10 protein-coding genes are annotated in these 12,328 nt (G+C 40.7%); 8 read left to right on the forward strand and 2 right to left on the reverse strand.

Features of this window, described 5'->3' with window-relative positions; genetic code table 11:
- Positions 1–123 precede the first annotated feature (123 nt).
- Positions 124–1,323, forward strand: a complete 1,200-nt coding sequence (locus tag NSS87_RS05560; RefSeq protein ID WP_339245418.1) for an MFS transporter — start codon at positions 124–126, stop codon at positions 1,321–1,323.
- 62 nt (positions 1,324–1,385) lie between these two features.
- Here the strand turns inward: NSS87_RS05560 and NSS87_RS05565 are convergent, their stop codons facing one another.
- Positions 1,386–3,080, reverse strand: coding sequence for a PucR family transcriptional regulator ligand-binding domain-containing protein (locus NSS87_RS05565; RefSeq protein WP_339245421.1), 1,695 nt, complete (start codon positions 3,078–3,080; stop codon positions 1,386–1,388).
- Positions 3,081–3,344: 264 nt separating this feature from the next.
- Here NSS87_RS05565 and NSS87_RS05570 point away from each other — a divergent pair, with 264 nt between their 5' ends.
- The 7 genes from NSS87_RS05570 (at position 3,345) to NSS87_RS05600 (ending at position 11,378) form a co-directional block, all read left to right on the forward strand.
- Positions 3,345–4,211 carry a DUF2877 domain-containing protein gene (locus NSS87_RS05570; RefSeq protein ID WP_339245424.1) on the forward strand — a complete coding sequence of 289 codons (867 nt, stop codon included), beginning with the start codon at positions 3,345–3,347 and terminating at the stop codon, positions 4,209–4,211.
- Positions 4,212–4,226: 15 nt separating this feature from the next.
- On the forward strand, positions 4,227–5,774 hold the full coding sequence (gene fdrA, locus NSS87_RS05575) for an acyl-CoA synthetase FdrA (RefSeq protein ID WP_339245426.1): 1,548 nt from the start codon (positions 4,227–4,229) through the stop codon (positions 5,772–5,774).
- Positions 5,775–5,776: 2 nt separating this feature from the next.
- On the forward strand, positions 5,777–7,204 hold the full coding sequence (locus tag NSS87_RS05580) for a DUF1116 domain-containing protein (RefSeq protein ID WP_339245428.1): 1,428 nt from the start codon (positions 5,777–5,779) through the stop codon (positions 7,202–7,204).
- A gap of 85 nt (positions 7,205–7,289) precedes the next feature.
- Positions 7,290–8,450 carry an ankyrin repeat domain-containing protein gene (locus NSS87_RS05585; protein ID WP_339245430.1) on the forward strand — a complete coding sequence of 387 codons (1,161 nt, stop codon included), beginning with the start codon at positions 7,290–7,292 and terminating at the stop codon, positions 8,448–8,450.
- A gap of 31 nt (positions 8,451–8,481) precedes the next feature.
- Entirely contained in the window at positions 8,482–9,432 is a 951-nt protein-coding gene (gene arcC / locus NSS87_RS05590) for a carbamate kinase (RefSeq protein WP_339245432.1), read from the forward strand.
- 23 nt (positions 9,433–9,455) lie between these two features.
- Positions 9,456–10,910, forward strand: coding sequence for a cytosine permease (locus tag NSS87_RS05595; protein ID WP_042185326.1), 1,455 nt, complete (start codon positions 9,456–9,458; stop codon positions 10,908–10,910).
- A 15-nt stretch (positions 10,911–10,925) separates the two neighbouring features.
- Positions 10,926–11,378, forward strand: a complete 453-nt coding sequence (locus tag NSS87_RS05600; protein WP_042124600.1) for a nucleoside deaminase — start codon at positions 10,926–10,928, stop codon at positions 11,376–11,378.
- A gap of 65 nt (positions 11,379–11,443) precedes the next feature.
- Here the strand turns inward: NSS87_RS05600 and NSS87_RS05605 are convergent, their stop codons facing one another.
- Positions 11,444–12,316, reverse strand: coding sequence for an alpha/beta hydrolase (locus NSS87_RS05605; RefSeq protein ID WP_339245435.1), 873 nt, complete (start codon positions 12,314–12,316; stop codon positions 11,444–11,446).
- Positions 12,317–12,328 lie beyond the last annotated feature (12 nt).

The raw sequence follows: 12,328 nt of genomic DNA on the forward strand, positions 1-12,328 counted from the left end.
CCGATACTCAATCGGTGCGCGCTGTTTGTTTTTATACTTTTAAACTACTTTCTTATATGTTATAACTAATGCTACATTCTGAAGATCATTTGGCATTTGATTAGTTGAGGGGAGATTTAGTTTTTGCATTCACCACAGACACAAGACAACAAGAATTCGTTATATATCATTTTACTCATTTCGGGGATTGTTCTGGTAGCCTTTAATTTACGCCCTGCAATTACATCGGTAGGCCCATTAGTGGGCATTATCCAAGAAGATGTGGGGCTTGCACACTGGAGTGCAGGTTTATTAATGAGTATACCTTTGATATCCTTCGCTGTTATGTCGTCTCTCGTTCCTAGAATCGCTGCTCGTTTATCCAACGAGAAGACGCTATTGTTAGGTTTGGTTATTCTTTTGGTCGGTATCTCAATTCGTTCCATTTCAATGACACTCTTTATTTTCGTTGGTACGCTATTGATTGGAGTAGGGATAGCCATCGGAAATGTTCTATTGCCGGTAGTTGTGAAGGAGAAATTTCCACAAAAGTTCGGTCTAATGACAAGTATCTATTCCACTTCAATGGGATTGTTCGCATCGTTAGCATCAGGTATTAGTATTCCTCTAGCCCATGGTCTGAAGCTTGGGTGGGACGGAGCCTTAATCGTATGGGGAATTCCGACAATCATAGCGATCGTGGTATGGATCCTTCTAATTAGATTAAATCCAGCCAAAGATAATGCAGTAAAAAGTGTAAGGATCAGTGCTAAGCAAATCTGGCGTTCACCACTCGCTTGGAAAATAGCGCTATTCATGGGATTTCAGTCTTCATTATTTTATATAACGATGTCTTGGTTACCTGAAATCTTATATAACTATGGCATAAGTAGGGGGACAGCAGGCTGGTTATTATCCTTCACACAAATTGTTGGCGTACCTGTTAGTTTTCTTGTTCCTATTCTTGCAGGACGACTACGCTCTCAAGTATGGATTGCATTCGCATTAGGCATGTGCTCCATTGTTGGTTATGGTGGCCTATGGATGGGCTCATCTTACCCCATGATGATCCTAAGTATTATCTTGATTGGTATCGCTTTGGGAGGGAATTTCCCATTGGCGCTAAGTTATATCGGAATTCGTGCCCGAAACGGAAATCAAGCTGCAGAATTATCTGGAATGGCTCAATCCACGGGATATATGCTTGCAGCCATAGGGCCTATATTGATCGGTTATTTATACGATATGACCCAAGTGTGGACGATTCCACTTATCACACTGATCGTTATCTCTGGAGTAGTTACGACGTTTGGAATGTTGTCTGGCCGAGATAAGTATGTATAAAAAGACTCCCCATGTAGTAGACAGGTGTAATAATGAACCCTGCTGCTGTAAGGGGAGTTTTTTTAAATCGTTTTATTTAAAATACTAAATATCTTTAGCGCTATTTGAATTCGTAGTAATTCTTCTGAATGCTTTAAGTCCAGATTTAGGATCTCCTTTATTTTCTCAATGCGATAGATAAGTGTGTTTCTGTGTAAAAACATAGCCTTTGAAGTTTCGGTAACATTCAGATTGTTAATAAAGTAATTTTCTAAAGTTAACATGTAGCTTGTACCATGTAATTGATCATGATCATACACTTTACCTAGACACTTCCGAAAAAATTCTTCTAAGGCAACGACTTTGATATTAGCTTCCAACAGATGGTAAACCGAATAATCTTCGAAATGTGAGACCTTGTTTTGAAGGTTTTTTTGTTGCATCAATTTAATCATTTCGTTCGCCTCAGAAAAGCTATTATGCAGCGAGCTGATTGTACTGTATTGCTGACCAATGCCTATTAAGAGTGTTTCCTTCGTTCTTTCAATAAGTACCTCAAGCAGTTCATTTGCATATAACTTGGCATCACTAATCGCAACAGGAGGTCTTTCTTCATTTTGCCCTACTAGAATGATGACTCTATTATTTCTATAAAAGCACTTTATTTCTCCAATCGCTTTATGCGACAAGTCATAAATGATGTCCACACATTTTTTTGCAATAGACTCCATTTTGTACTTTCCGATAATCATATCTTCAAACTTGTCTGCTTCATTCATTTCAATATTTATCACCATACTATAATACATATAGCTCGGATTTAATCCATGTAAATAACATAAGGTTTGCAGCGCTTCATGGGATGATATTTTCCCCGAAAGTAAATCATCAATGGAGTCCTGCTTAATTCTTATTTCAAGTTCGCTAATTTCCTTTGCTTTGATCAGCTCGAGTGCCATGATGGTGGAGGCTTGCTGCAAAATAATGTAATCAAATTCTGATAGCTCTTGCACTGTCTGCCAAATCACAATATAGCCATAAATATAGTTTGAAGCAGCGACAGGAATCACTCGACATTTTATTTCTGCACCTTCTGAATGATAGGTCCTCTTAATAGACTTTTTCATTTCATTTAGATTGGTAGGAATAGTATCGATGAACGCTTTATTAAAAACAGGCTGTCGATTTGAAAAATCAAGATAATACTCAAGAGGACTGTTGTTCTTCGCATGTTCAGTGTGATGCAATAATCGCCAATCCTTGTCTACGACAATAATAGGATTACTAATCGTTTCGGATAACATGGAAGTTATTTTGGCAATACCACCGCCTTCGAGGGTGATTTTGAAGAACAAGTTATGTATATCTAAAGTCTTTCTATTGAGCAAATCATATCTTCCGGAAACCTTCTCATTAATGATCGAGATCATGTTAGAGAGTGTGTATTCAAAGGGCAGTTCTAAAAGGGGCAACCCATACTTATCGGCTTCATCAATCATGTTCTGAGGAAGCTTGTCAAAGTACCGTTTCATTTTTACAACCAATCCTGAACAGTTCAGCTCCGCAAGTTCCTTAATAATTCGATTTTGTAGTTCTGCATTATTTTTAAAGATGTAGCCTGTTGATAAGAGTAGTTCGTTAGGTGAAAGCCAGTCAAAGGCGTCAGGATTCTCAATAATGTTAACGATGGATATGGATTTATCAATGCCTTGTTCTCCAGCAACAATTTTTATTCCCTCTATAGCCTTGATCTTCATTAAGTCTTTAACAGTTAGCAATTTTTGGCACGCTCCTCAGACACACTTTTAACACATTCGCTTGTATAACATGCACAAATAGGATGCACTCTTTTTGGTTCGCTTAAACGATGACGATCCCTACCAGTATATTATATATTAAGTGCGTAAGGTAGTTACGCTCGTCGTTGCCTTTGTACGATGTAACCAAATCATATTATTCAATGCATTCATCCATCTGTTGAAGTGAAAAGGAGGTCAATCACCTTTTTGAAAATATAAGGAATTAAAACAGAGGTGACTCTAGTGAGATTTGCGAAATCCGGTGATGGAGAATTTATTCAACGAATCATTCATCATAAGTTTCATGGTTTTGTTCATAGCACGTTTAATCGCACAATCAATATTCAATGTTTGGATCGTGGAGATTTGTATACTATTGCGTGTAAGGGGATCGATAATGCTCCTAATACACTTATTATTGACTTAGAACACTTTGAAGAAGCAGATATCAGGGTGAATGACATTGTAAGTTCGGATCATTCCGTTTTATCAATTGCTAATAAGATGTCTATCACAATGAATGGTGTTAAGAAATGGAATTGTAAGCTGCCTAAATATCCTTCAGAAGCTGATGTCTTAATAATGAATGTATCCACCATGAAGCAATATATCAAACTTCACGGAAATAACAGCAGAATTGAAAGGGCTTTCAAGAGCGGCAATCCTTTTGACGATGAAATGTCTAGAATGCTTCATGAACGGACGCAGTTACTTGTATCGGAATTGCAAAACAAGCGAATCTCTACTGCAATCACACATGCAACTTCGCTCATAGGCCTTGGGCCAGGCTTAACGCCAGCTGGCGATGATTTCTTGGTTGGATTTTTTACTGTCTTGAACATCGAAAATAATCGATACTTTTTATACAAATCGTTTTGTGAAGAAGTCGTATTACAAGCGAAGACTTTAACCAATGACATCAGCTATATGGCATTAGCTAAAGCAGCAGTTGGCCAGGTAAGAGAGTCTATAAGTGACTTAATGGAAGCTTTATTTAGAGGTAGCGAAGAGGAATTGCTATTGGCTTTAGATAGGGTACTGGCTGTAGGGTCCACTTCGGGTACTGATATAGCTCTAGGAATTGTTGCAGGGCTGGAAATGAACAAGTAAATGGGAGGTACAAGTATGACTGTTCAAGTTTTAGTAAAACCAAACACTTATATCGATTCCGTATCTTTGATGTCACTCTCAACAAAAGCGAATCAGATCGAAATCGTAGAACAAGCCATTATTGCAATGGGTACTGAAATGAATAAAGAGGTCATTAGAAATGTGGGCTTGATGACACCTGAAGTAGAAAGTGCCAAAACAAGTGACTTAGTGATTATTGTGAAGGCTGCCTCTGAAGAACTATGTGAGGGTGCTTTCGATAGCATCAATGATTTGTTAACGAAAAAGAAAGATTCCTCTAAAGGAAAGAGTGAGGTTAAATACTCAACCATTACCTCAGCTGTAAACGGTACTCCTGAAGCTAACTTGGCGATTATTGCCGTAAATGGGAGCTATGCTCCTAGAGAAGCAAGAAAAGCTCTTGAAAATAATCTTCACGTCATGCTGTTTAGCGACAATGTAAGTATTGAAGATGAGATTGAATTAAAGACTTTAGCCCAAGAAAAAGGCTTGCTAATGATGGGGCCAGACTGTGGAACTGCGATTATTGGTAATGTCGCTTTGTGCTTTGCGAATGCCGTGAGAAAAGGCAATATCGGGATCGTTGGCGCATCAGGAACAGGTAGCCAAGAGGTAACGGTTCGTATTCATGAATTTGGCGGTGGAATCACACAGTTGATAGGTACAGGCGGTAGAGATCTAAGTGAAGAGGTTGGCGGCATTATGATGCTGGCCGGAATTAAAGCGTTAGAAAAGGACGATGCAACAAAGGTTATTGTTCTCGTATCTAAACCACCAGCACCAAGTGTAGAAGAGAAAGTACTTGCACAAATTAAACAATGTAAGAAACCAGTCGTGGTTTGGTTTGTGGGTGGGAATGAAGAAAAGGTCACCCAAGCAGGCGGTCATTTTGCAAAAATGTCAAAAGAAGCGGCACTTAAAGCGGTACTTTTAGCTGGAGCAGACGAATCGAAGCTTAACAAACGTGCGTTAAATCTTCCGCTTATTGAAGAAGTGCGTGCGAAGTTAAATCCTCAGCAAAAATATATCCGTGGCCTATTCAGTGGCGGTACGCTCTGTGATGAAGCGATGCACATTGCTATGGAGAAATTCGATAATGTCTACAGTAACATTCAGAGAGATCCTGAATATCGCTTAAAAGATGTTAGAGTAAGCCAAGATCATACCTTTATTGACTTCGGAGACGACCAATTTACACAAGGCAAACCACATCCAATGATAGATCCATCCACTCGAATTGAAAGATTTATTCAAGAAGCAAAAGATCCTTCTGTCGGTGTTATTGTGATGGACTTTGTTCTAGGCTTCGGGGCACACGAAGATCCTGTAGGCGCAATGCTTCCAGCGATTATCGAAGCGAAGCAAGCCGCTGAAGATGAAGGAAGACATCTAGAGATAATTGGATACATTCTTGGAACCGAGCTAGATAGTCAAAATATTGAAGGTCAAATTAATAAATTGTTAGCTTCTGGTGCTACACATGCAAGCAGCAGTCAGAACGCAGGTCTACTAGCAAGAGAATTCGTTGTGAAAGGAGAATAGTCATGAGTAAAATCAATGAACTTTTTACGAATAAACTAAATGTCATAAATGTAGGCATTGCGAACTTTAGAGATGATTTATTAAAACAAAACGCGAATGTAACTCACTTGGAGTGGACGCCGCCAGGCAGAGGGAATCCAGAATTAATTGCTGCGCTGGATAAGCTTGAAGACCCAAGTGTTACAGATAAGATTGCAGCTGCTAACAAAGAGGCTGTTGAGCGAATTATTAACTCGCAACCGGTACTGATTGGCTTTGACCAAGCGATCAATGTGGTTCCTGGTATGACGAAAAATACGATTTTACATGCTGGCCCGCCAATCACTTGGGAACGAATGAATGGTCCGATGAAAGGTGCGGTAACAGGAGCCATTGTATTTGAAGGACTTGCCCCAAATATTGACGAAGCAGCTGTACTAGCCGCGTCCGGAGAGATTATTTTCTCGCCATGTCATGAACATAACTGTGTTGGTTCCATGGCTGGTGTAACATCGGCTTCCATGTTTATGCATATTGTTGAGAATAAAACTTATGGAAATATTGCCTATACAAATTTAAGTGAACAAATGTCCAAAATCCTTCGTATGGGTGCCAATGACGAGAGTGTTATCCAGCGTTTGATTTGGATGCGAGATGTATTGGGTCCTATTTTAAGAGATGCGATGAAACTTAATCCAAATGGGATTGACTTGCGCCTAATGCTCTCACAAGCCCTTCATATGGGGGACGAGTGTCATAACCGAAATGTAGCTGGAACAACCCTGATCATTCAAGCACTAACGCCTTATATTATCCAAACCGATTTCACTGTTGAACAGAAAAAAGAAGTGTTTGAATTCGTTAGCAGCAGCGACTATTTCTCGGGTCCGACATGGATGGCGCTTTGTAAATGTGCCCTTGATGCTGCGCATGGTATTGAGAATAGTACCATTGTTACCACAATGGCTCGCAACGGAGTGGAATTCGGTATTCGCGTGAGTGGAATCGCTGGAAACGTGTGGTTTACAGGTCCTGCACAACAAGTAATTGGACCTATGTTTGCTGGTTATAAACCAGAAGATTCTGGTCTTGATATTGGTGACAGTGCGATTACGGAGACCTATGGAATTGGCGGATTTGCTATGGCAACTGCACCGGCTATTGTTTCGCTTGTGGGGGGTACCGTTGATGATGCAATCAGTTACACCACAAAAATGGCAGAAATCACAACCACTGAAAATCCTAACGTGACGATTCCAATGCTTGACTTTATAGGGATTCCAACAGGTATTGATATTCAAAAAGTCATCCAAACAGGAATTATGCCGATTATCAATACAGCCATTGCACATAAAGATGCGGGGATTGGAATGATTGGTGCAGGTATCGTTAACCCTCCAATCGAAGCATTTGAACAAGCATTACTTGCATTAAGTGAAAATATTAAATAAGAAGAGGGCTAACTTGCTTAGCCCACCATTCTTATTTCGAACTAGACGAACATCTTCGTGCTAGGCTGTGAAGGAGTGAACAATTTTGGATAGTCTATCCTTGAATACAAAACTTATTGAGGCGAGTGAACAGGGAGAACTGGCTTCTGTTGAGAAACTATTAGGCGAAGGTGCCAGTGTTGATTATAAAGATGCTGCAGGGCGAACAGCGTTAATGGCGGCAACTCAAAACAATCAAATCGCGATTGTTAAAAGATTAATAGAAGCAGGAAGTGACGTGAACACTAGAGATATTACACAACTCTCACCGTTTATTTGCTCAGCAGCAAATGGCTTTTATGAAATCCTGCGTCTCATGATTGCTGGTGGAGCTGATTTGAAGAGCGTGAATCGATTTGGAGGTACAGCGCTGTTACCATCGAGCGAAAAGGGCTATTTAAAAACAGTAGAGGTGTGTATTGATGCTGGGGTTCCAGTGAATCATGTCAACGACTTAGGCTGGTCAGCCCTACTTGAAGCAGTCATATTGGGGAATGGCGGACGACTATATTCTGACATTATTGAAGCGCTTGTTCATGCAGGGGCAGATGTGCATTTGCCTGATCGAGATGGGCTCTCATCCCTACAACGTGCCGAAGAGAACGGTCAGCATAAAGTCGTGAAGATTCTAGAACAGAGCTTCCAAGAAAATAATGAATATGTGAAGCAGGCAAAGGCTCTCGCTAACAACGATCAATATGAAGAAGCTATATCCATCATCAATAGAGCGCTAGAAGTGGATGCTGACAACCTGGATTTCATCTATTATAAAGGGTATTTCTTGCAAGAACTAAAGAGATATGAAGAGGCACTTCGATGCTATGAAAGCGCTATCTCTATTGATTCAGCTAATTTAGAGTTTTATTTCTACACAGCGAATTGTTTGAGACTGTGGAAAAAACCGGAGGGAGCTCTTCAGGAATATGATAAAGCCTGTGAGCTGGCACCTAATGAAACGTTCTATCGCTACCACAAATCCAATTATTTAAGAGAACTTGGGCGACACCAAGAAGCAGTTATCGAGATGGATAAGCTGCTAGCGCTTCAGCCGAATAGATATGACTTCTCCTTCCATAAGGCGAACAGTCTAAGATCGCTTGGTAAGCATAAAGAGGCCATTGAGGCTATCGAGAACGCAATTAAGAATGATCCAACGAATCCGTTATATCACTCACACAAAAAGCAATCTCTTGAATTACTCGGTTAGAGCATAAGAATTGCAACATAGGAGGCATCAGATGAAAGAAACTGTGATCGTTGCTATTGGCGGAAACTCATTGGTCAAGGAAAATGGCCTGGATTCGATTCATGACCAAACTGAAGCAGTAAAAGAAGTTGTCGTTAATATTGTTGATATGGTGCAAGAGGGCTACAATGTCGTCGTTACACACGGTAATGGACCACAGGTAGGATTTGGGCTAAGAAGATCTGAGATTGCACATGAAATTGCCGGCATGTCTCCTGTTCCACTAGTGAATTGTGGAGCCGATACACAAGGTGGAATCGGTTATTTAATTCAACAAGCTTTAATTAATGAATTTGCAGTTAGAGGGATCCACAAGAATGTGGCTACGGTGATTACACAAGTCGAAGTAAGCTCAGAAGACCCTAATTTCAAGAATCCGACGAAACCAGTAGGATCCTTCTTTTCCAAAGAGCAAGCGGAAGAAATGAAAAGAGAACATCCGGAATGGAGCTTTGTAGAAGACTCTGGCAGAGGATACCGTAGAGTAGTTCCATCCCCAAGACCTATAGATATTGTGGAGAAAGACGCGATTAAATCATTAATCGATGGGGGCTTTGTCGTTGTCGCTGCAGGCGGTGGAGGTATCGCAGTCGTGAAGTCTGATGATAACACGTACAAAGGTGTTGATGCAGTCATCGATAAGGATTTTGCTACGAGTCTTTTAGCAGAACAGATTCATGCGGAGACCTTAATTATTACAACGGGAGTGTCTAGAGTATGCATCAACTATGGTAAGCCGAATCAAAAAGAGCTTTCCAAAATGACGGTTGATGAGACTAAACAATATGTACTAGAAAATCACTTCCCAGCAGGAAGTATGCTGCCTAAAATCGAGGCGAGTTTAAGCTTCTTAGAGAACAGCGGAACGCGAGTTATTATTACGAATCCGGAAAGCTTAAAAGATGCGATCAATGAACAGGCAGGCACTCATATCGTGAAGTAATTTAAGCGAGGGGAAGTGTAGATATGGATCAAGCAAAATTGGAACAAAATTATGATAGGTACAAATCATACGGTTACGGTGAGGAATTACTGCCCAAGAAGCCTGAGCAAAGAGACTGGGGAATGTCCAACTATATAACCCTTTGGATGGGTGCTGTTCATAATATTATGTCGTATATGACAGTCGCAGGTTTCTTCGTCTTAGGGTTGGATACAACACAGGTACTCTTTGCCGTTATGCTCTCGGCCATTATTGTCTCCGCATTTTATGCTTTAAACGGATATTCTGCCTCCAAATATGGGCTGCCATTCGCGATGTTGCTTCGTGATTCATTTGGGGTAAAAGGAGCAATTATACCGGCATTGATACGAGGACTTGTTGCCGGATTAGTATTCTTTGGAACCACTACCGTTGTTGGTGCAGAATCATTAAATGTTATATTTGCTAGATTTATTCCGAATTATATGGATTTAGGCGGTGGCTTCACACTATTCGGGTTAGCATTCCCGACAATGATCTCCTATGCGATTCTTTGGACAGCAACGGTTCTGTTGTTCTTAGGTGGAATGAAAACATTAGGTAAGTTCGGTAACTGGTCTTCCCCAGTAGTGTATGTGTTTATTATTGGTGCTGCTGTTTGGGCGATCAAGATTGCTGGAGGGTTTGGACCGATTTTAGAGTATGTACCAGCGAACCCAAGCTCAAGTCCATTAGTCTTTATTGCTTGCGTGAGTGCATTGGTATCTAACTGGGCGGGTCCTGTTGTGAATATGTCGGACTTCACACATCGTGCGAAATCACCAAAAGCGGCTATGATTGGGTTGCCAGTAGGGTTTATCTTATCTTATATTCTTTTTGCCATCACTTGTGTGGCTTTAATCGCGGGTACTGAAATTGCGTTTGGTGAACCGATTTTCAATATCGTTCATGCCATTGATAAAATTGAAAACACTTTCGCTGTTGTTGTATTGATTCTAGCGCTAAACGTAGGAGCAATCGCCTTCGTAGTGTTTGCAAACCTATTGCCAGCTGGCTTGCAAATGTCATCTCTTTTCCCGAAAAAATTCACTGTAAAGACTGCAGGTGTCTTAACAGCCGTTGTTGGAACTTTGATTTTGCCATGGAAGCTTGTAGAAAGTACAACGACCTTATTCTACTTCTATAGCTTTATTGGGTCTATCTTTGGTCCAATTGCGGGTATTATGCTTTCAAGCTTCTTTATTCATCGGAAAAGAGTATTAAATCTTGATAATATCTATGTCCCAGCAGGCAGCAACGGTGAATATAAGAATGGTTACAATCCTGTTGCGATGGCTGTTCTAGCAGTCAGCTTCATCCTTCCTATGTCAGGTGCATTTCTTAAGGGTATCCCCTTCCTAGTTAGGATGAATGATTTTGCTTTCTTTAGTGGTTTAATTGTTTCGTTTGTTCTATACACCATCTTTAGCAAAACACTAAAATCATCCCAATTAAACTAGAGGAGGAATTTTGAAATGGATTACATGAAATTGGCGGTAGATGCAACGATCGAGGGTATGAATAAGAAATTTGGGGGCCCGTTTGGTGCAACGATTGTTCGAGGCGATGAAGTAATTGCAGCGGTTAGCAATACGATGATGAGAGATACGGATCCTTCTGCACATGCGGAAATGGTAGCTATCCGAGAAGCTTGCAAAAAGCTAGACACGATGGACTTATCGGATTGTGTAATTTATGCCACCTGTGAACCGTGTCCGATGTGTATGGGCGCTATTATTTGGTCAGGTGTTAAGGAAGTTCATTATTGCAGCACAAGAGATGATGCGAAAGAGCATGGCTTCTCTGACATTCACCTTCGCGAATATTTTGTGGGGCATGATGAGAGTGTTGTTAATATGATTAAAGTGGAAGCTAGAGAAGATTGCGATCATTTATGGACGCATTTCCACGAATTAAACAAGAAATAATTCATGCGGTCTCCTATATTTTCCGGCACTATTTTAGTGCCGGATTTTCCTGTTCTTCTACAGACCTACTCAGCAAGATGAAGCTGAAGGAAATCAATCACCTGATGAAGAGCTTTTTGCACAACAGGGTTATCGAAATCTTTTTCAAATACATGCTCTCCGTTTGGAATAGTAATAAGCTTTGCCGGTACTCCTTCTTTCACTAGCGCAGCTCTCATGAATACCGATTGTTCATACGGTACATCTACATCGTTCGTTCCGTGCAGTAACAATGTAGGGGGGAATTCCTTAGTTACATGATGAATAGGACAGAATTTGAGGATTTCTTCCTTATGTAGAGAAGGATTCAAGCCCGTCACTTCTTCGATCCAACGACCGGATTGTCTTGCATATAAATAGAGAAGAAAACGCTCGTCAACGCTTGCGCTCGTAATGATTTGATCGGACACTGTACCTTTTGCAATCTCCATGGAGACGATATCCTTTTCACAATAGAATTTACTTGGTTCGAGTGCCCATGGAGCACTAATATCGCCATATCCATAGAAGGAGACAATCGCACGCGGCTTATGGGTAAACATTCCTGTGCACAGCGCAAGGAAACCACCTGCGGAGCTTCCCACGACAGCAATCCTTGAGGGATCAATGGAGAATTCCTTGGGTCCTTCATTCACTAACCAAAGAAGACCGTCTTGGATATCTTCAAGGATGTCAGATAGGGTTGACCTAGGGGCTAATCTATAGTCAATCGAAAATAGCGCAAAACCATTATTAGTGTAAAGTTGTATCATTTCCTCGGATAGATCTTCTCGATCACCCCAAAGTAGACCGCCTCCGTGAATGTAAACAATAGCAGGGGCTTGGGGACGGTTTGTTTCATAAAAATCAGCTTTAATTGTAAATGAGTCATTTTCTTTAAAAATAATGGTCTTCTTCATAGCTATCCATTA

Source organism: Paenibacillus sp. FSL F4-0243 (assembly GCF_037963295.1).
In the GTDB taxonomy this organism is placed as follows: Bacteria; Bacillota; Bacilli; order Paenibacillales; family Paenibacillaceae; genus Paenibacillus_AQ.